Below are 17074 nucleotides of genomic sequence, written 5' to 3'. Positions count from 1 at the left end.
ACCCGGAAAATCTTCTTTGAACCGGCAAAATTAAATATTTTGCATATTCATAGGGTTAGCGCGAAAAAAGGTGTTGACACCCCTCCGGAATTCCGTAGAATGCCGCCTCACAGCAGGCACGTAGCTCAGTTGGTTAGAGCACCACCTTGACATGGTGGGGGTCGTTGGTTCGAGTCCAATCGCGCCTACCAAACAAAATCCGCTCTGCTGGGCGGTCTAGAAGGGCTCACCGAAAGGTGGGCCCTTTTTTGTTGGCTGAGATTTTCAAAGCCCTCACTCAAAACGCCAACCTGGCCTCTCGTCTGCATGCCTCATCAGCGCCTGAATGTACTCCTGCGGGAATTTCTGCTGTTCACTTAAGCGAATGTGGTCCCCTGTAGGCGCGAGCCTGCTCGCGATGGTCGTTAACGATGACGCTGCAAACCTGATACCCCGCGGTGTTCTCAGGTCCATCGCGAGCAAGCTCGCTCCTACAATTTCCTCAACTGAACAGCAATATGGCCAGTGAGCCGGGTTTTTCGTTCTCGCCATTCGTCCACTGCTTTGCACTTACCAGCGCTTCAGCGTCTCTCATGTTCAAGCACGGACATTTCACGTAACCATACGGAGAGCCAGCATGGATATTGATGAGAATGCTCCAGGAAACATATCGCAACAGGGTGGCGCGGGCAGCAGTGCGGATAACGAAACAGGCCATGATCCAAGGCGGCCTGATGTGCCGCTGAAGAAATCCCGGATCAACCCCGGCAGTGGGAAAAATGAGCTGGGGAATGATCAGGATTCGACATACGTGTCTGATCCGTTTGGTTCAGCCACTGCGCCTAATAATCCAAAGCACGATCCCGTAGCTAAAGGAAACTCTTACAGCCCCGATTTCAAATCCGAGCCTGAACATAAACCGGTTCAAGATGCTGATATAGATACCCAGGGCGGTTAGTTCGGGCTAAACATCCGCGAATCAGTATGGAGAGTCAGCATGCACATTGATGAGAGCGCTCCTATAAACACTTCCCGGCAGAGCGATGATTCCGGGCGTGAAGAATCTGAAGTTCCGCTGCCCGCGGACGACGAAGCACCTGTCGATGAAGAAATGGTAGATGTAGATGCCGCTAACTCGGTGACGAGTGAGTATCCGGAAGCTGGAAAAAGCGGCCGCGTCGATGATCCTGTCGTTGACCCGTCGTAAATCGTCACCGACCAGAAGGCGTTGACTGGCGGGAGTTGTGGTGGCCTTCCTGTACTCCCGCGATCAGGTGCATTGGGATGTTCTGCTGTACTTCAATGGACGGTACTTCGAAGCTTGCTACGATCTGGAAGTGTTGCTCGCTCAGTTCGATCGACTTTTCTGCTTTTTCCCTGGCCATTCTCGCGTGGTTCATTGCGATTTCGTTGAGCGTTGACACGTTACATCTCCCGGTGACTGACCAAGCGTATCGCTGGCGTCCTTAAGCATTGATTGAAGGGCTGCGGCGTCAGAATCCTGTCGTTACGGCGCTGCTACGGGCGATCTTAGCAAGCCTCAAGCCACAGATAGGGGCGAATTCCTCGTGGTGTTCTGGCAGGCGACGAATGGCGAGCCACTGTGAATGATGGCCCGGATTTTTTGTTATTCAGGCGTAAACTAGCGATGCGACCTCATCAAAAGGAGCCGTCTATGAACGCCGATCAAATGAGCAAGCAGGCACCTGTGGACACGGCTGTCTGGGATCGATATTTCTGCGCTGCATTGATTGCCGAAAGCAATCTGACTGCTCCGATTGTGGGTGGGGCTACCCACGAGGACAGGCAGAACCTGTTGATCGAGAGGGCCAGAACCCTCGCGGATAAAATGATGCAAAACCGAAGATAACCAGAGCCCAGCCGTCGCGCTGGGCTCTTTGCCGATGCGGGGTCATGCACCGATGCCGGCGAGGTGCGCTTCGTGGATCAAGCGATCAGCTCTACCTTGCCGCTCGCCAGGCGATAGATACCGCCTACGATCTTCAGCACGCCTTTGCTCTGCGCATCGGTCAGCAATGGTGAGGCCTGCTTCAGGCTGTTGACCGAATTCTTGACGTTTTGCGCGGTGGCGTTTTCCATCAGGTTCCCGGGCTGCTTGAGTACTGCCTCGACTGCCGACTTGAGTGCCTCAGTCAGTTTCGGGATATGCCCGGGGAAAATCGTCTGATCCTTGACGGCCTTGATACCGGCCTCGATGGCGCCGCAGCTCTCATGCCCGAGTACGAGAATCAGCGGGGCGCCCAATACGGCAACTCCGTATTCAAGACTGGCCAAGCCTTCCGGGGTAACGAAGTTGCCCGCGACGCGAATGGAGAAAAGATCGCCGCGCGCGGTGTCGAACGCATATTCCGGGGCGATCCTCGAGTCAGAGCAACTCAGCACGGCCACGAACGGATTTTGACCGGACACCAGGGCCTCTCGCTCTGCCTTGAAATCGTGCGTTGTGGAAGTACCGCCTACATATCGTGCATTGCCCTCCATCAGTCTTTGCAACGCCATGTCGGGATTGATTACGTTTTGAGGTTTGGGTGGGGCTGACGCTTTTTCGGCTGCCTGGATGATCTTGCCGGGCAGTGTGCCGGTCAGCAGCAGGGCGCCTGCGCTCAATCCGGCAAATTGAAGAAAACGACGACGGCCTGTTGTGTTTGAAGCAGAGCTTGAATCACATGATTCACACATGATTTTGTTTACTCAGTTCAATGCGGTGGGAGTGAGTTGCTGTTGGGGCGGGTATTGCCGCGGACGCTCAGTACCAGCGCAGTGGAGTCTAGTTGGTCTGTCATATTCTGTTTCGGGCATTGTCCGCGGATGCCGTGCACGCAGTCATTTCATGGGCTACTACTGACAGGCTCAAACAACTTCGACCTGGCAGGAGTTTCTCGATGCTGACTCACTGGTTTCTGGCGGCGGTTCATCTTCTGGCATTTGCCCTGGGGTTTTGGGCCGTGTTGGTTCGAGGCACGGCTTTTCGGCGTTTGGCCGATGGAGCCGCAGAGGTGCGCAGTGTTCTGATGGCGGACAATATATGGGGTATCTCAGCTGTCCTTTTATTGATCAGTGGGGGGGTGCGAGCGTTTGGCGGGTACGAGAAAGGCACGGACTATTACCTGCATCAGCCGCTGTTTCATCTGAAGATGACGCTGTTCGTCCTGATCTTGCTGCTGGAAATCGCACCCATGGTGACGCTGATCAAGTGGCGAATAGCGCTTGCCCGTAAAATGGCGATCGATACCGGCCGTGCGAAGCTGTTTGCACGGATCAGTCATATCGAGGCGCTGCTGGTGCTGCTGATGGTGGTGGCGGCGACGGGCATGGCGCGAGGCGTGATGCTGGGTTGATCGCGCAGTGAACGCATCCTTCCCTGGGGTAAACCAGAAAAGTCTGACAGCAATGGAGTGAGGCTTGCCGCTAGTATCAGCCCCTGGGGTTTGGGTGGGGGCGAAAGTGCAGGGCGATGGGGTACTGAATCTTTAGCCAGCCGTGATTCCGGACTGAACGGGCTGGCTACTGACTGCAACAGGATTCAGGATTGCGGCTTTTCCGGGGCGGTCAGGCCGGCCTGAATACGCTGGTAAATCTCTTCACGATGCACTGCAACGTCCTTCGGAGCGTTGATGCCGATCCTGACTTGCTGGCCGCTTACGCCGAGGATGGTGATCGTAATGTCATCACCTATGTTTATGCTTTCACCGACTTTGCGGGTGAGTATCAGCATGGTCTTCTCCTTGATTGCTTTGTGGGGCACCTGATTCGGACAGTGCAGAGGTCGGTGTTATGTATAGATTAGTGCGAAGTCTCGCGGTTTGGGTGCCTCATTCTGACGCGCAGATGCGGCATTAATTCCCAAGGCGTAACTATACAGAGGCCGCAACCATCATTCTCGTTGTTTTAAGCCCATTTTACGGCACTCGTGAAGTATTCATGGGTGTTAAAATCGCCGCTTTATGCATTTGGAGGGAAGCGTCGTGCGCAAAATGGTTTTGGTCATCGCGATATTGGCACTGGCGGGATGTGGCGAGGGCAGCAGTGTGGATGCGCCAAAGCCCAAGCCGGCCATGGCTGTCGTGCCTGCGCCAGTGTCCGGCCCGCAATGGGATCTTGAAGTGCGAGGTGAAACCCCTCAGGCGGTCAGCGATTTGAGTGGCTGGCTGATCGAGCACAGCTTCATGTCCAGCGTCGTCAAGGAGAATGGCAATACCCGAATCCTGATGGGGCCGTTCAATTCGAAAGCCGAGGCCGAAGCCAAACAGGATGAAGTTCGCGCGGCGCTCACTCGCTCGAAGAAACAAAATATCGAATTGCTGGTGCTTGAGCGTCCAGCCGCTCAATAACGTAGCGCAGACGCTGGAGATACAAAAAAGGCCTCGGGTGTTTAACCTCGAGGCCTTTGTCGTTTCAGGTGTCCCGTTCCGGATTCAGCCGCAGGCCTTCATGTCTACCGGGCCGACGAACTCGTTGCCGCGTCCCATGACGCACCCCACGCTCTGGTTGCGTTGGCGCTCCCAGGCCTGTACCGGATAGGTCTTGTCCCAGGCTTCATACAGTTGCCGATCCTGTTTCGACAGACGCAAGCCGTATTGCTTGCTCATGTAGAAGTAGGTCCTGGCGATCATGCCGCGAATGGAAGGGCGGGGCATGACTTTCCTGGCCTTGAAGTCGACCTGGGTCAGGCAGGAACCATATTGCCCCGACTGCTCGGGCAGCCAGCCGAAGCTGAAGTTGCTGCGATCGCCATTGACTTCGCCAATGCTGGGCACCAGGTTGTGCAAATCAGCCTCGGCCTTCTGGTAAACCGGGTCGTAGCGGGTGCAGTTCTTGCGGCCGCCCTGTTGCCAGCATTGGCGTTGATGGCCGATTTGCCAGGCCGGAACAATATGCTCCCACTCGATGCGGGCTGCACGTTTGGCATTTTTACGGGGCACATAACCGCAGGCGGCAAGGTTCACCCGGTTGCCGGTGTACTTGCAGCCACAGTAAAACTCGGTGGACTGAGGCGCGTAGAGCGTCCAGGCGACCTTTTTCGCTTCGGTGAAGGTGCGCGGCGCGTCGGCTTGCGCGCCCATGACAAAAAACAGAAACAGCAAAGCAAACCAGCGGACACTCATCGACTCAATCTTCCTTCGGCACAGCCCAGAAAATCTGCACGCCGCCATCGTCGCGATAAGCGAGGGTGACGTTGTCGTTCTCGTCGATTTCTTCCAGCAAGCGTTCCCATTCATCCACCGGTTCGTCAGGCAGGCGGAAGATCAGTGCCGCCCTGGCCTTTTGTGCGGTGGGAGAGTTGATGATTTTCTGAACGCGCAGGCCCATGCGTACATAGGTGTCAGGAGAGTCAGAGGTGGTGTCCACAGAATTATCCTTATTAAGCTGTACGTGCATACAGTATTTAACTGTAGGCCATTTCGCAACTGCTTAAAAACCAAGAAAATCCTCTGACAGCGATTTGTTCCGTTTGGCGTAAGGCGAAGGAAGTTTTTTTGTAAGATCCAGCGGCAGCCACTCGCCAAGGCTGGCGAGTGGCGCACGGGGTGCCCGACCGGTCGGTCGGGCGAGGGCGAATCAGTATTCCCAGAACATCCGTTGCAGCTCTTTGCTGTCATTGGTTTTGGTCAGCGCGACCATTGCCAGGATCCGGGCCTTTTGCGGGTTCAGATCGTGAGCCACGACCCAGTCGTATTTATCGTCAGGCTGTTCGGCGTTGCGCAATACAAAGCCGCCGGCGTTGACGTGGGAGGAGCGAATGATCTGCACGCCGTCCTTGCGCAAGGCTTGCAGGGATGGAACTACCCGCGACGATACCGAGCCATTGCCGGTGCCTGCGTGGATGATGGCTTTGGCGCCGGATTGAGCCAGGGCCTTGTAAGCAGTGTCGCTGACATTGCCGTAGGAATAGGCGATCTCGACGTCAGGCAGGCTCTTGATGGTCTTGATGTCGAACTCGGAATCCATGGTGTGGCGCTTGGCTGGCAAGCGGAACCAGTAGGATTTGCCTTCTACCACCATGCCCAGCGGACCCCAGGCGCTTTTAAACGCTTCGGTCTTGATGTTGATCATTTTGCTGACGTCGCGACCCGACTGGATTTCATCGTTCATGGTCACCAGCACGCCTTTGCCTCGCGCGTCCTTGCTGCTGGCCACGGCCACCGCGTTGTACAGGTTCAACATGCCATCGGCGGACATCGCGGTACCTGGGCGCATGGAGCCCACGACGATGATCGGCTTCTCGGTTTTTTCCACCAGGTTCAGGAAGTACGCCGTTTCTTCCAGGGTGTCGGTGCCATGGGTGATCACGATGCCATCGACGTCTTTGCTGTCGGCCAGTTCGGCTACGCGGCGACCCAGTTGCAGCAGGTTTTCGTTGGTGATGCTTTCGGAGGCGATTTGCATGACCTGTTCGCCGCGAACATTAGCCAATTGGCTCAGTTCAGGAACGCCGGCGATCAACTGTTCAATGCCGACTTTCGCCGCTTGATAGGTCGCGCTGTTGGCGGCGCTGGCCCCCGCGCCGGCAATGGTGCCGCCCGTGGCCAGGATCACCACGTTGGCCAGTTTCTGTTGGGTTTCGGCTTCTTTGGCCTGAAGGGCGGTGGGCAGAAGCAGCAGCAGGGCCAAGGCGCCCGGAACAAAGGTCTTGAGTGCAGATGTCATTATTTTTCTCTTCTAGTTGTGAGACGGTGCAGATGCAGGTTCATCTAGATACGCCCCGGGCGAATCTGAATGCCGGAGGTGCGAGAGGAAGAGCAGGATCTGTACCAGTAATGCCTTGAATCGAAAAACTCGTTTAAGTTAATGATTTGTAACGATATTTATGTTTGTGGCCAACCCGGTTTCGGGGGCGGGGCGTCCGGAATGCCGAACATGTTTAACTTTCGCGTTCGGCTCTCCGAAACGGATCGCGGTCTTGTTTAAGATTTCAACGGATCAAATCATCACTGACGACTCAAGAAACGCCCGCGCCGGTCGATGCTCCTTCAAGGGATCTTTTTCTTCAGGAGTTCACATGTCGTTATCTGTTGGCATACCCAATGCCGCCGGCGTCACCATCGGTGGCAAATCGGCCACTACCCTTCGCGCCTTGAGCGACGCAGCAGCTGATGCGGCCGCCCAAGCGCTGGGTACAAAGAAAAGCGATGGCACTCAGGTCAAGACGGGCCCGGTAGGTCTGGGGGAGAGCGCCGGCGCACAGGCTGAATCGCAAACCAGCGATAACACCAGCGTTGCGGTGAAGGTCTTGCTCAAGCGTCTGAAGGAGTTGCAGCAGCAATTGCGCGAGCAACAGCAGCAACTGGCGCAAACCCAGGCAGCGTCCTATCCAACCCCGGAAGCCAAGACCACCGCGGTAGCGGCCATTCAGGGGCAGGTTGCCGACACCAACGGCGCCATCCTGCAAGTGAGCGCAAGCCTGATCAAGGAGCTGGCCAAGGGTTCCGGCACGGGAACGGTGGTCAACACCACGGCATGAATTGAATGCCGTTTTTTTGCCAGGCATCTCTGAAAGCGCATTTCAGGTCGTTGACAAATACCGGCAGGGTTCGCATAGTTTGGTTAACGCAAACGTTTGCGCGGCTCCAATGATGGCTTTTCATCGCGGTGGGCCGTGAAGCTTACGCCAGCGCAAGCGTTGCTCACAATAATCATAAGATCGGAGTGAACCCATGAAGCTGCCATTCGCTGGACGTCTTCTCGCTGTCGCTATGCTGGCTGCCGCATCCGCTGCACTGCCTGTCTCTTCGGCCTTTGCTGAAACCGCTGAAAAACCGAAAGTCGCTCTGGTCATGAAATCCCTGGCCAACGAGTTCTTCCTGACCATGGAGGACGGCGCCAAGGCCTACCAGAAAGATCACTCCGGCGAATTCGACCTCATCTCCAACGGCATCAAGGATGAAACCGACACCGCGGGCCAGACGCGCATCGTCGAGCAGATGATCCTGGCCAAGGTCAATGCCTTGGTGATTGCACCGGCAGACTCCAAGGCCATGGTCCCGGTGATCAAGAAAGCCATCGATGCCGGTATCACCGTGATCAACATCGACAACCAGTTGGACCCCGCTGTCGTCAAAAGCAAAAACATCAATGTTCCGTTCGTAGGCCCGGACAACCGCAAGGGCGCACGGCTGGTGGGCGATTACCTGGCCAAACAGCTGAAGGCCGGTGACGAAGTCGGCATCATCGAAGGTGTGTCCACCACCACCAATGCCCAACAGCGGACCGCGGGTTTCAAGGATGCGATGGAGGCGGCGCAGATCAAGGTCGTGTCCCTGCAATCCGGTGACTGGGAGATCGACAAGGGCAACAAGGTCGCTGCATCGATTCTCAGCGAATATCCGCAAACCAAGGCCCTGTTGGCCGGCAACGACAGCATGGCGGTCGGTGCGGTGTCTGCGGTGCGCGCCGCGGGCAAGGCCGGCAAGGTGCAAGTGGTCGGCTACGACAACATCAATGCCATCCAGCCAATGCTCAAGGATGGCCGTGTGCTGGCCACCGCGGACCAGTTTGCGGCCAGGCAGGCGGTGTTCGGCATCGAGACTGCATTGAAGATTCTCAAGGGCGAGAAGGTCGAAGGCGGCGCCAATGGCGTGATCGAAACGCCGGTTGAACTGGTCACCAAGTAACCTTCTGGCGACGCAACGGCGCTCGTCCAGCCGGACGAGCGCATGGAGAGTTTTTATGTCAGTTTGCGCTCCGAACGCTGTCCTTTCGGTCAGCGGTATCGGCAAGACCTACGCCCAACCGGTCCTGGCCGGCATCGACCTGACGCTCATGCGCGGGGAAGTGCTGGCGTTGACCGGCGAGAACGGTGCGGGCAAAAGCACGCTTTCGAAGATTATTGGCGGGCTGGTCACGCCGACCACCGGCCAGATGCGGTTTCAGGGGCAGGACTATCGTCCGGGTAGCCGGGCTCAGGCTGAGGCGCTGGGTATCCGCATGGTCATGCAGGAGCTCAATCTGCTACCGACCCTGTCGGTGGCGGAAAACCTGTTTCTCGACAACCTGCCCAGCAAGGGCGGCTGGATCAGTCGCAAGCAGTTGCGCAAGGCCGCCATCGAGGCCATGGCGCATGTCGGGCTCGACGCCATTGACCCGGACACCCTGGTCGGCGAACTGGGTATCGGCCACCAGCAAATGGTCGAGATCGCCCGTAACCTGATTGGCGATTGTCATGTGCTGATTCTCGATGAGCCGACCGCGATGCTCACTGCCCGCGAAGTCGAAATGCTGTTCGAGCAGATTACCCGTCTGCAGGCTCGCGGCGTATCGATCATCTACATCTCCCATCGCCTCGAAGAGCTGGCGCGAGTCGCGCAGCGCATTGCCGTGCTGCGCGATGGCAACCTGGTCTGCGTCGAGCCGATGGCCAACTACAACAGCGAGCAACTGGTCACGCTGATGGTCGGCCGCGAGCTCGGCGAACACATCGATATGGGGGCGCGCAAGATCGGCGCTCCGGTGTTGACGGTCAAGGGCCTGAGCCGTGCCGACAAGGTTCGCGACGTGTCGTTCGAAGTCCGTGCCGGAGAGATTTTCGGCATTTCCGGTTTGATCGGCGCGGGGCGCACCGAGTTGCTGCGTCTGATCTTCGGTGCCGATATCGCCGACAGCGGCACGATTGCCCTGGGGGCGCCGGCGCAGGTCATCAATGTGCGCTCGCCGGTGGATGCGGTCGGGCATGGCATCGCGTTGATCACTGAAGATCGCAAGGGCGAAGGCCTTTTGTTGACGCAGTCGATCGGCGCCAATATCGCCTTGGGCAACATGCCCGGCATCTCCAGAGCGGGCTTTGTCGACAACGATGGCGAAAACGCCCTGGCCCAGCGTCAGATCGATGCCATGCGCATTCGCAGCTCCGGTCCGGCACAGTTGGTGTCCGAGTTGTCCGGCGGTAATCAGCAGAAAGTCGTCATCGGCCGTTGGCTGGAGCGCGATTGCTCGGTGCTGCTGTTCGACGAGCCGACACGCGGCATCGACGTCGGCGCCAAGTTCGATATCTACAACCTGCTCGGCGAATTGACCCGCCAGGGCAAGGCGCTGGTGGTGGTCTCCAGCGACTTGCGTGAGCTGATGCTGATCTGCGACCGGATCGGCGTGCTGTCGGCCGGGCGCCTGATCGATACATTCGATCGCGACAGCTGGACCCAGGATGAGTTGCTCGCCGCTGCTTTTGCGGGCTACCAAAAACGTGATGCGCTGCTTAACGAAGCCGCGCCTAGGGATCTTCCATGAATACCGCTTCTTACGCCGGCAAACGCAGTGGCAACTTCTACGGCCTGGGCACCTATCTGGGCCTGGCGGGTGCCTTGTTGGCGATGATCGTGCTGTTCTCGGTGCTGAGCAGTCACTTTCTGTCCTACGATACCTTCAGCACCCTGGCCAACCAGATTCCGGACCTGATGGTGCTGGCGGTCGGCATGACCTTTGTGTTGATCATCGGTGGCATCGACCTGTCGGTAGGCTCGGTGCTGGCGCTGGCGGCCTCGACCGTGAGCGTGGCGATGCTTGGCTGGGGCTGGGGCGTGTTGCCGGCGGCGCTGCTGGGCATGGCCGTCGCGGCGCTCGCCGGTACCATCACCGGCTCGATCACTGTGGCCTGGCGGATTCCGTCGTTCATCGTGTCCCTGGGCGTGCTGGAAATGGCTCGCGGGGTGGCGTACCAGATGACCGGTTCGCGTACGGCCTACATCGGCGATGCGTTCGCCTGGTTGTCCAACCCGATCGCCTTCGGCATTTCACCGTCGTTCATCATCGCGTTGCTGATCATTTTCATCGCCCAGGCCGTGTTGACCCGCACGGTGTTCGGTCGCTACCTGATCGGTATCGGCACCAACGAAGAGGCGGTGCGGTTGGCGGGGATCAATCCCAAGCCTTACAAAATCCTGGTCTTCAGCCTGATGGGGTTGCTGGCCGGTGTTGCCGCGTTGTTTCAGATTTCCCGCCTGGAAGCCGCCGACCCGAATGCCGGCTCCGGTCTTGAATTGCAAGTGATCGCGGCCGTCGTGATCGGCGGCACCAGCCTGATGGGCGGGCGCGGCTCGGTGATCAGCACGTTTTTTGGCGTGCTGATTATTTCCGTGCTGGCCGCGGGGCTGGCGCAGATCGGCGCAACCGAGCCGACCAAACGCATCATCACCGGCGCGGTGATCGTGGTGGCGGTGGTGCTGGACACCTATCGCAGTCAACGCGCAAGCCGGCGGACCTGAGTCATGGCGACGATCAAAGATGTGGCAGCCCTTGCCGGCATTTCCTACACCACGGTTTCCCATGTGGTGAACAAGACCCGCCCGGTCAGTGAAGAAGTCCGGATCAAAGTCGAAGCGGCCATCCAGACCCTCGACTACGTTCCCAGCGCGGTGGCCCGTTCGCTCAAGGCCAAGACCACGGCGACCATCGGCCTGCTTGTCCCCAACAGCCTCAACCCGTATTTCGCCGAACTGGCCCGGGGTATCGAGGATTACTGCGAGCGAAACGGTTACTGCGTCATCCTGTGCAACTCCGACGACAATCCGGACAAGCAGCGCAGCTACCTGCGTGTGCTGCTGGAAAAACGCATCGACGGCCTGATTGTCGCCTCGGCCGGTGGTGACAGTGGCCTGGTACAAGGGCTCAAAGGCGTCCGCACACCCATGGTGATCGTCGACCGCGGACTGGACGGTATCGATGCGGACCTGGTGCGCATCGACCATGAATACGGCGCGTATCTGGCGACCCGGCACCTGTTGGAGTTGGGGCACCGGGACATCGCCACGATCAGCGGGCCGGAAAACACCAGTGTGGCGCAGATGCGGCTGGCGGGTTATCGCCGGGCGTTGAAGGAGGCGGGCATCGAAGTCTCTCCCGAGCGCATGCTGGAAAGCGACTTCACCAGCACCGGCGGTTACAGCGCCGCCGCGATTCTGCTGGAGAGCAATCCGCCTAGTGCCATTTTTGCGGCCAACGACATGATCGGCATCGGCGTGCTGCGGGCGGCCGCCGAGCGCAATATTCGCGTACCGAGCGAGTTGTCGGTGATCGGCTTCGACGATATCCAGATGAGTCGGTATGTCTATCCGTCGTTGACCACGGTCGGGCAATCGATCCTGCAACTCGGCGAAATGGCCGCCGAAGTGCTTTTACGGCGAATCGCCACGCCGGGCCTGGCGACCGATCAGCGGATCGTGACGCCGAGTATCGTCATCCGTGAATCGACGGCGCCGCTGGCCGGCGTGTTTGACCACTTCCGTTGAAAATAGAAAGCCGTTGAAAGCAGAAAGCCGCTGAATCCACAGCGCCGCCGAAACAGACTCGATGAGTAGCAATGTATGCCAGCAAAAGTAGTGGTAATAGGCAGTTTGAACATGGACCTGGTGACCCGGGCACCACGCTTGCCCAAGGGTGGCGAAACGCTGATAGGTCAGTCGTTTACCACCGTCTCCGGCGGCAAGGGCGCCAATCAGGCCGTGGCTGCGGCGCGGCTGGGAGCCCGGGTGTCGATGATCGGCTGCGTGGGCAATGACGCTTATGGTGAGGCGCTGCGCGGGGCGTTGTTGGCCGAGCAGATCGATTGCCAGGCGGTGAGCACCGTTGACGGCTCCAGCGGCGTGGCATTGATTGTGGTCGACGACAGCAGTCAGAACACCATCGTGATCGTCCCCGGCGCCAACGGTGAATTGACCGCTGAAGCCATCGACCGTTTTGATTCGGTGATACAGGCGGCGGACGTGCTCATCTGTCAGCTGGAAGTGCCCGATGCTTCTGTTGGCCATGCGCTCAAGCGCGGCCGCGAGCTGGGCAAGACGGTCATCCTCAACCCGGCACCGGTCAGCCGCCCGTTGCCACCGGACTGGTACGCGTCCATCGATTACCTGATTCCCAACGAAAGCGAAGCATCGGCCCTGAGCGGTCTGTCGGTGGACTCCCTGGACACCGCACAAGCCGCGGCGACCCGCCTGATTGCCCTGGGCGCCGGCAAGGTGATCATCACCCTCGGCGCGCAAGGTTCGCTGTTTGCCGATGGCCAAGGCTTCGAGCATTTTCCCGCGCCCGTGGTGAAGGCTGTCGATACCACGGCGGCCGGCGATACGTTTGTCGGCGGTTTCGCTGCGGCCTTGGCTGCGGGTAAGGATGAGGCGCAGGCGATTCGCTTCGGACAGGTGGCCGCGGCGCTGTCGGTCACCCGAGCTGGCGCACAACCTTCGATTCCCGCCCTGAGCGATGTACAGGCGTTTAAAACCCCATGAAAAAGACACCCCTGCTCAACATTGCGCTGTCGCGACTGATCGCTTCATTGGGACATGGCGACTTGGTCGTCATCGCAGACGCCGGATTACCGGTTCCACCGGGCGTTGAATTGATCGACCTGGCCTTGACCCATGGCATTCCGGATTTTGTCAGCACCTTGAAAGTCGTACTCAGTGAGATGCAGGTCGAAAGCCATGTGCTGGCTCAGGAAATCTTCGATAAAAAGCCGTCGGCCCTGGTCGCGCTCGAAGACCTGGACGGCGAAGGCGCGTTGGGGCGGCGTGAGTTGCTCACCCATGAACAATTCAAGGTCCTGAGCCGACAAGCGAAGGCGATTGTTCGTACAGGCGAATGCCAGCCGTACTGCAACATTGTGCTGGTCGCCGGCGTTACGTTTTGACGGGCTGTCCGCGTTTTTGATGTCCCATGCACAAGGAGTGCGCCATGTATCGCTATGCTCAGAAACTGCATCCACTGCTCCGGAGCCTGCTGCTTTTGTCCCTGATGACCGTAACCAACGCCCATGCGGCGCCAAAGATTGATCTGATCATCGACACCGATCCGGGGGCTGACGACGTTGTTGCCCTGTTGTTCGCCCTGGCGTCGCCAGACGAACTGAACGTTCGGGCATTGACCACCGTTGCCGGCAACGTTCGCCTGGACAAGACCTCGCGCAATGCGCGACTGGCCCGAGAGTGGGCGGGGCGCGAAGAGGTGCCGGTCTATGCGGGGGCGTCGAGGCCCCTGATGCGCACCCCCATCTACGCCGAGGACATACATGGCAAGGAAGGGTTGTCGGGCATTGCCGTGCATGAGCCCAGGAAAGGTCTGGCCAAGGGCAGCGCTATCACTTATCTGATCGACACCCTGAAATCTGCCGAGCCCCACAGCATTACCATCGCCATGCTGGGCCCGCAGACCAACCTGGCCCTGGCGCTGATCCAGGAGCCGGGCATCGTCCGGGGGATCAAGGAAGTGGTGGTCATGGGCGGAGCGCATTTCAACGGCGGCAATATCACGCCGGTGGCCGAGTTCAACCTGTTCGCCGACCCGCAAGCAGCCGAAGTGGTGCTCAAGAGTGGCGTGAAGCTGACCTACCTGCCGCTGGATGTGACCCACAAGATCCTTACCAGCGAAGCGCGCCTGCAACAGATTGCCGCGCTGAATAACAATGCCAGCCGTCTGGTGGGCGATATTCTCAATGAATACATCAAGGGCGACATGGAGCACTACGGCATTCCAGGCGGCCCGGTGCATGACGCTACGGTTGTCGCTTACCTGCTCAAGCCGCAATTGTTCAGCGGTCGTTCGGTCAACGTGGTGGTCGACAGCCGCGAAGGACCGACCTTTGGACAAACCATCGTCGACTGGTATGACGGCTTGAACGCGCCAAAGAACGCTTTCTGGGTAGAAGGCGGCGACGCACAGGGCTTCTTCGATCTGCTGACCGAGCGTCTGGCCCGTCTGAAGTAAGCATCATCTCCCGCAGGTGCTTGCCTGCGGGCTTCACTCCCTCGCGCTAACCGCTTCGGTCTTTTGGTCCGATAGGTGTTTCTCGAAAATCTGCTCGATGAACGATTGGGCGGCTTCGGTTCCAAGGTCCCTGACCAGAAGGTCGATACCGATAATGGCGAGCTCTTCCGTGCTGCTTGGGCTGTAGGAGCTGTGGCCGTCTTGCCACTTGGCCTTGATGTCGGCGTCGATGCTTACGGTGGTCATGATGGCGCTCGTGAGGTCGGGGAAGTCTGAGTGCCGAGTTAACCATTTTGCGGGGCTTTTGACACGTCGACTTAGGCATGAAAGGAGGGCTGTGCGACACTTGGTCTCTGACGAATATTCAAGGAACGCGCTGTGCAGATCGATTTGAACTCCCCGGATGGCCTGACCCTCGAGGCGGTGCGTCAGTTGCTGGCCGGCGCCAGTGACGATGAGCACACCCAGTTGCGGGTCACCAAAGGCGGCATTGCCTACATCTCCTCGGGTGTCGTGGGCGGTACCGATATCGACGGGTTGTTGTTCCGGCTCGAAACCTGGGCCAAGGGCTCCGGTTATGTCGGGCGGGTCGCGGCCAGCGATGAAGTCTGGGTCATGCAAATCTTCAATGCCTTGAAAGAGAACTGGCCCAATCCGCCTTACGACTATATCGACGTCTATTGAGCGTCGTTCATATTCAGTCACGATTCAGTGATTAAGGGCAGGGCGACGCTCAGGCAGAATCGCGGCTCGTCCGGATCATGGGCAGGGTGCTGCCTGTGAAACCAAACGCCAGTCTGGTTGTCGCACGATCTCAGCTTAATCATTGAAAAAGGAGGCTTCATGCCTTGGAAGCGCGCGTCATTGGGTACTTTGTTGGCCGTTGCCACGCTGGCCGGTTGCAGCACTCCCTCTACGGAGTCGGCAACAACGGATGTTGCGACGACTGACACGGGTCACAGTCGCTGTGAGGCAAAGGCTGCCGAATTCACCATCGGCAAACAGGCGTCGCCGCAACTGCTCGAGCAGGCGCGTACCCGCGCAGGGGCGCAAAGCGCAAGGTTCCTGCTGCCAACCGATATGGTGACGCTGGAGTACCGCTCCGATCGCCTGAACCTGAACACCGATGCCGGCCGGGTAGTGACCCGCGTCAACTGCGGCTGATCGCCCGGTTTTTGTTTCACCCATAAAAAACCCCGTCACATGGACGGGGTTTTTTTAGTGCGCCTGGAAATTACTCTGGGCGAACTTGAGCAGCTTGCATACCCTTTTGGCCTTTCTCAGCCACGAAGGAAACAGTCTGGCCTTCTTTCAGGCTTTTGAAACCGTCGCTTTCGATAGCTTTGAAGTGTACGAACAGGTCGTCACCGCCACCTTGAGGAGTGATGAAGCCGAAGCCTTTTTCATCGTTGAACCATTTAACGGTGCCGGTTTGGCGATTAGACATGGTGTATCTCCAAGAAACATATATTTTCAGTAGTACTGTGCTGCTCAGGCCAACTGGGCACACCCGGGTATCATAGTCGAAATGTTCGCTTTGGGAGCCCCCCGGGCGAGCTGTTTGCCTTGCTGTTGAGCGGTCTTTGGTGCTTCTTATCGCTGGAAGCCCCGTTTTAAAAGGCTTTCAGCCGAAAGAAAAGACGAAAAAAAAGCTGTAAAACCTTCAAAAAATGTCAGGCAAAGCGACATTCGGCCTGTTTTTCGGTCATTGCAGGTGAAAAAATCAATGCGAGAAGCTTATTTCTTCGCCCCGGCATCCACCCTGCAAGTGGCGATTTTCTGCATCGCCTTATTTCCCAGTTCTTGACTTGCCGTGCCGTCCATCAATGCCTGAAGGTCTTTGGCAGGATAGGATTTGAGCTGATCGGCGCCGCAACCACAGACGGCTTTTGCCTTCGCATCACCGATCTTTTGTGCCGCTGCAGGGACGCATTGCGCCATGTATTTCTCGCGCTCACCCTTTGGCCAATCGGCATGGGCGGCCAGTGGCAGCAGCAGAACGATGGGTGCGACTACGGCGAACAAACGGTTCAGACGCATGCTGGGATGCTCCTTGTGGGTCAATGACGTGTTATCTGAGGGGCGAAGCGGTGTTCAAGTTCAGCACTCTGGCATAAAAATGCCCGATTTGCCCCCGCACGGAGTCTGCGTGCATCGACGACCGTTCATCTGTGCTAGCATGCCTCGCTCGGGCGTTTGCAGGCTCCGACGGACCTTCAGTCCCGGTGGCGGCAGATGCACGATTAACCCTGATTTGAATCCCAGTCACTCTGGTTCGGTTTTCCGGTTGGCCGCAAGGCTCCTGCCGCTGTAAGGCAGGCGTTCGTCATTGAATGGCCTGGACCGGATCTTGTACTGGCTCATCCCAACCCACGTGACCTTTGGTAGG

The 17074-nt window shown here is 58.1% G+C and carries 24 protein-coding genes and 1 tRNA gene; 16 read left to right on the top strand and 9 right to left on the bottom strand.

Annotation, left to right across the window (positions count from 1 at the left end; translation table 11 throughout):
• Positions 1-114 precede the first annotated feature (114 nt).
• The 3 genes from ACM6J5_RS09880 to ACM6J5_RS09870 all read left to right on the top strand — a co-directional run bounded on the left by ACM6J5_RS09880 (position 115) and on the right by ACM6J5_RS09870 (position 1186).
• Positions 115-191, top strand: a tRNA-Val gene (locus ACM6J5_RS09880).
• A gap of 425 nt (positions 192-616) precedes the next feature.
• Complete coding sequence (locus ACM6J5_RS09875; protein ID WP_095943664.1) at positions 617-937, top strand: hypothetical protein; 321 nt, start codon at positions 617-619, stop codon at positions 935-937.
• Between the two features lie 39 nt (positions 938-976).
• Positions 977-1186 (top strand): hypothetical protein, encoded by a 210-nt coding sequence (locus ACM6J5_RS09870; RefSeq protein ID WP_095943663.1) that lies wholly within the window; start codon positions 977-979, stop codon positions 1184-1186.
• A 4-nt stretch (positions 1187-1190) separates the two neighbouring features.
• Here ACM6J5_RS09870 and ACM6J5_RS09865 read toward each other — a convergent pair whose 3' ends face one another.
• On the bottom strand, positions 1191-1403 hold the full coding sequence (locus ACM6J5_RS09865) for a hypothetical protein (protein WP_095943662.1): 213 nt from the start codon (positions 1401-1403) through the stop codon (positions 1191-1193).
• A gap of 251 nt (positions 1404-1654) precedes the next feature.
• On the opposite strand from ACM6J5_RS09865, the gene ACM6J5_RS09860 reads away from it, so the two are divergent.
• Positions 1655-1849: a hypothetical protein gene (locus tag ACM6J5_RS09860; RefSeq protein ID WP_095943661.1), complete on the top strand. Its 195-nt coding sequence runs from the start codon at positions 1655-1657 to the stop codon at positions 1847-1849.
• Between the two features lie 77 nt (positions 1850-1926).
• Here ACM6J5_RS09860 and ACM6J5_RS09855 read toward each other — a convergent pair whose 3' ends face one another.
• The gene (locus ACM6J5_RS09855; RefSeq protein ID WP_095943660.1) at positions 1927-2679 is read right to left on the bottom strand and encodes a carbonic anhydrase; all 753 of its coding nucleotides are present in this window, start codon (positions 2677-2679) and stop codon (positions 1927-1929) included.
• A 203-nt stretch (positions 2680-2882) separates the two neighbouring features.
• On the opposite strand from ACM6J5_RS09855, the gene ACM6J5_RS09850 reads away from it, so the two are divergent.
• On the top strand, positions 2883-3338 hold the full coding sequence (locus tag ACM6J5_RS09850) for a DUF2214 family protein (RefSeq protein WP_414928366.1): 456 nt from the start codon (positions 2883-2885) through the stop codon (positions 3336-3338).
• A gap of 185 nt (positions 3339-3523) precedes the next feature.
• On the opposite strand, the gene csrA is transcribed toward ACM6J5_RS09850, so the two are convergent.
• Entirely contained in the window at positions 3524-3715 is a 192-nt protein-coding gene (gene csrA / locus ACM6J5_RS09845) for a carbon storage regulator CsrA (RefSeq protein WP_007975691.1), read from the bottom strand.
• A 250-nt stretch (positions 3716-3965) separates the two neighbouring features.
• On the opposite strand from csrA, the gene ACM6J5_RS09840 reads away from it, so the two are divergent.
• Positions 3966-4331 (top strand): SPOR domain-containing protein, encoded by a 366-nt coding sequence (locus ACM6J5_RS09840; protein ID WP_150672781.1) that lies wholly within the window; start codon positions 3966-3968, stop codon positions 4329-4331.
• 84 nt (positions 4332-4415) lie between these two features.
• Here ACM6J5_RS09840 and ACM6J5_RS09835 read toward each other — a convergent pair whose 3' ends face one another.
• The 3 genes from ACM6J5_RS09835 to ACM6J5_RS09825 all read right to left on the bottom strand — a co-directional run bounded on the left by ACM6J5_RS09835 (position 4416) and on the right by ACM6J5_RS09825 (position 6648).
• Positions 4416-5105 carry an endonuclease gene (locus ACM6J5_RS09835; protein WP_414928365.1) on the bottom strand — a complete coding sequence of 230 codons (690 nt, stop codon included), beginning with the start codon at positions 5103-5105 and terminating at the stop codon, positions 4416-4418.
• A gap of 4 nt (positions 5106-5109) precedes the next feature.
• Positions 5110-5379: a DUF1654 domain-containing protein gene (locus ACM6J5_RS09830; RefSeq protein WP_414928364.1), complete on the bottom strand. Its 270-nt coding sequence runs from the start codon at positions 5377-5379 to the stop codon at positions 5110-5112.
• Between the two features lie 180 nt (positions 5380-5559).
• A complete protein-coding gene (locus ACM6J5_RS09825; protein ID WP_095943655.1) occupies positions 5560-6648 on the bottom strand; it encodes an asparaginase in 1089 nt (362 codons plus the stop codon).
• A gap of 352 nt (positions 6649-7000) precedes the next feature.
• On the opposite strand from ACM6J5_RS09825, the gene ACM6J5_RS09820 reads away from it, so the two are divergent.
• The 8 genes from ACM6J5_RS09820 (at position 7001) to ACM6J5_RS09785 (ending at position 14685) form a co-directional block, all read left to right on the top strand.
• On the top strand, positions 7001-7462 hold the full coding sequence (locus ACM6J5_RS09820) for a hypothetical protein (protein WP_095943654.1): 462 nt from the start codon (positions 7001-7003) through the stop codon (positions 7460-7462).
• Positions 7463-7655: 193 nt separating this feature from the next.
• Positions 7656-8612, top strand: coding sequence for a sugar ABC transporter substrate-binding protein (locus tag ACM6J5_RS09815; protein ID WP_095943653.1), 957 nt, complete (start codon positions 7656-7658; stop codon positions 8610-8612).
• Between the two features lie 55 nt (positions 8613-8667).
• Positions 8668-10221 carry a sugar ABC transporter ATP-binding protein gene (locus ACM6J5_RS09810; protein ID WP_095943652.1) on the top strand — a complete coding sequence of 518 codons (1554 nt, stop codon included), beginning with the start codon at positions 8668-8670 and terminating at the stop codon, positions 10219-10221.
• Positions 10218-11195: an ABC transporter permease gene (locus tag ACM6J5_RS09805; RefSeq protein WP_414928363.1), complete on the top strand. Its 978-nt coding sequence runs from the start codon at positions 10218-10220 to the stop codon at positions 11193-11195. Before ACM6J5_RS09810 ends, ACM6J5_RS09805 begins: the two co-directional genes overlap by 4 nt.
• Positions 11196-11198: 3 nt before the next feature.
• Positions 11199-12218, top strand: coding sequence for a LacI family DNA-binding transcriptional regulator (locus tag ACM6J5_RS09800; RefSeq protein ID WP_414928362.1), 1020 nt, complete (start codon positions 11199-11201; stop codon positions 12216-12218).
• A gap of 75 nt (positions 12219-12293) precedes the next feature.
• On the top strand, positions 12294-13211 hold the full coding sequence (gene rbsK, locus ACM6J5_RS09795; protein WP_414928361.1) for a ribokinase: 918 nt from the start codon (positions 12294-12296) through the stop codon (positions 13209-13211).
• Positions 13208-13612, top strand: a complete 405-nt coding sequence (gene rbsD, locus ACM6J5_RS09790) for a D-ribose pyranase (RefSeq protein WP_414928360.1) — start codon at positions 13208-13210, stop codon at positions 13610-13612. Before rbsK ends, rbsD begins: the two co-directional genes overlap by 4 nt.
• A 44-nt stretch (positions 13613-13656) precedes the next feature.
• Complete coding sequence (locus tag ACM6J5_RS09785; protein WP_095943647.1) at positions 13657-14685, top strand: nucleoside hydrolase; 1029 nt, start codon at positions 13657-13659, stop codon at positions 14683-14685.
• Between the two features lie 33 nt (positions 14686-14718).
• Here ACM6J5_RS09785 and ACM6J5_RS09780 read toward each other — a convergent pair whose 3' ends face one another.
• A complete protein-coding gene (locus tag ACM6J5_RS09780; RefSeq protein ID WP_095943646.1) occupies positions 14719-14931 on the bottom strand; it encodes a hypothetical protein in 213 nt (70 codons plus the stop codon).
• 132 nt (positions 14932-15063) lie between these two features.
• On the opposite strand from ACM6J5_RS09780, the gene ACM6J5_RS09775 reads away from it, so the two are divergent.
• Positions 15064-15369, top strand: a complete 306-nt coding sequence (locus tag ACM6J5_RS09775; RefSeq protein ID WP_007975706.1) for a hypothetical protein — start codon at positions 15064-15066, stop codon at positions 15367-15369.
• Positions 15370-15528: 159 nt separating this feature from the next.
• Entirely contained in the window at positions 15529-15849 is a 321-nt protein-coding gene (locus ACM6J5_RS09770) for an I78 family peptidase inhibitor (RefSeq protein WP_095943645.1), read from the top strand.
• Between the two features lie 70 nt (positions 15850-15919).
• Here ACM6J5_RS09770 and ACM6J5_RS09765 read toward each other — a convergent pair whose 3' ends face one another.
• Positions 15920-16132, bottom strand: coding sequence for a cold-shock protein (locus ACM6J5_RS09765; protein ID WP_003179963.1), 213 nt, complete (start codon positions 16130-16132; stop codon positions 15920-15922).
• A 290-nt stretch (positions 16133-16422) separates the two neighbouring features.
• Positions 16423-16725 carry a hypothetical protein gene (locus ACM6J5_RS09760; RefSeq protein ID WP_095943644.1) on the bottom strand — a complete coding sequence of 101 codons (303 nt, stop codon included), beginning with the start codon at positions 16723-16725 and terminating at the stop codon, positions 16423-16425.
• Positions 16726-17074: the final 349 nt, after the last annotated feature.

The sequence above is a fragment of the Pseudomonas sp. IT-P74 genome, assembly GCF_949768175.1.
Lineage (GTDB): Bacteria > Pseudomonadota > Gammaproteobacteria > Pseudomonadales > Pseudomonadaceae > Aquipseudomonas.
The sequence above is the reverse complement of the archived record's forward strand: the minus strand, read 5'-3'. Positions and strand labels throughout refer to the sequence as shown.

Excerpts from the sequence above, each read along its gene's own strand:
- ACM6J5_RS09875 (WP_095943664.1), top strand. The coding sequence starts at position 617 with ATGGATATTGATGAGAATGCTCCAGGAAACATATCGCAACAGGGTGGC.
- ACM6J5_RS09870 (WP_095943663.1), top strand. The coding sequence starts at position 977 with ATGCACATTGATGAGAGCGCTCCTATAAACACTTCCCGGCAGAGCGAT.
- ACM6J5_RS09860 (WP_095943661.1), top strand. The coding sequence starts at position 1,655 with ATGAACGCCGATCAAATGAGCAAGCAGGCACCTGTGGACACGGCTGTC.
- ACM6J5_RS09855 (WP_095943660.1), bottom strand. The coding sequence starts at position 2,679 with ATGTGTGAATCATGTGATTCAAGCTCTGCTTCAAACACAACAGGCCGT.
- ACM6J5_RS09850 (WP_414928366.1), top strand. The coding sequence starts at position 2,883 with ATGCTGACTCACTGGTTTCTGGCGGCGGTTCATCTTCTGGCATTTGCC.
- csrA (WP_007975691.1), bottom strand. The coding sequence starts at position 3,715 with ATGCTGATACTCACCCGCAAAGTCGGTGAAAGCATAAACATAGGTGAT.
- ACM6J5_RS09835 (WP_414928365.1), bottom strand. The coding sequence starts at position 5,105 with ATGAGTGTCCGCTGGTTTGCTTTGCTGTTTCTGTTTTTTGTCATGGGC.
- ACM6J5_RS09830 (WP_414928364.1), bottom strand. The coding sequence starts at position 5,379 with ATGCACGTACAGCTTAATAAGGATAATTCTGTGGACACCACCTCTGAC.
- ACM6J5_RS09825 (WP_095943655.1), bottom strand. The coding sequence starts at position 6,648 with ATGACATCTGCACTCAAGACCTTTGTTCCGGGCGCCTTGGCCCTGCTG.
- ACM6J5_RS09820 (WP_095943654.1), top strand. The coding sequence starts at position 7,001 with ATGTCGTTATCTGTTGGCATACCCAATGCCGCCGGCGTCACCATCGGT.
- ACM6J5_RS09815 (WP_095943653.1), top strand. The coding sequence starts at position 7,656 with ATGAAGCTGCCATTCGCTGGACGTCTTCTCGCTGTCGCTATGCTGGCT.
- ACM6J5_RS09810 (WP_095943652.1), top strand. The coding sequence starts at position 8,668 with ATGTCAGTTTGCGCTCCGAACGCTGTCCTTTCGGTCAGCGGTATCGGC.
- ACM6J5_RS09805 (WP_414928363.1), top strand. The coding sequence starts at position 10,218 with ATGAATACCGCTTCTTACGCCGGCAAACGCAGTGGCAACTTCTACGGC.
- ACM6J5_RS09800 (WP_414928362.1), top strand. The coding sequence starts at position 11,199 with ATGGCGACGATCAAAGATGTGGCAGCCCTTGCCGGCATTTCCTACACC.
- rbsK (WP_414928361.1), top strand. The coding sequence starts at position 12,294 with ATGCCAGCAAAAGTAGTGGTAATAGGCAGTTTGAACATGGACCTGGTG.
- rbsD (WP_414928360.1), top strand. The coding sequence starts at position 13,208 with ATGAAAAAGACACCCCTGCTCAACATTGCGCTGTCGCGACTGATCGCT.
- ACM6J5_RS09785 (WP_095943647.1), top strand. The coding sequence starts at position 13,657 with ATGTATCGCTATGCTCAGAAACTGCATCCACTGCTCCGGAGCCTGCTG.
- ACM6J5_RS09780 (WP_095943646.1), bottom strand. The coding sequence starts at position 14,931 with ATGACCACCGTAAGCATCGACGCCGACATCAAGGCCAAGTGGCAAGAC.
- ACM6J5_RS09770 (WP_095943645.1), top strand. The coding sequence starts at position 15,529 with ATGCCTTGGAAGCGCGCGTCATTGGGTACTTTGTTGGCCGTTGCCACG.
- ACM6J5_RS09765 (WP_003179963.1), bottom strand. The coding sequence starts at position 16,132 with ATGTCTAATCGCCAAACCGGCACCGTTAAATGGTTCAACGATGAAAAA.
- ACM6J5_RS09760 (WP_095943644.1), bottom strand. The coding sequence starts at position 16,725 with ATGCGTCTGAACCGTTTGTTCGCCGTAGTCGCACCCATCGTTCTGCTG.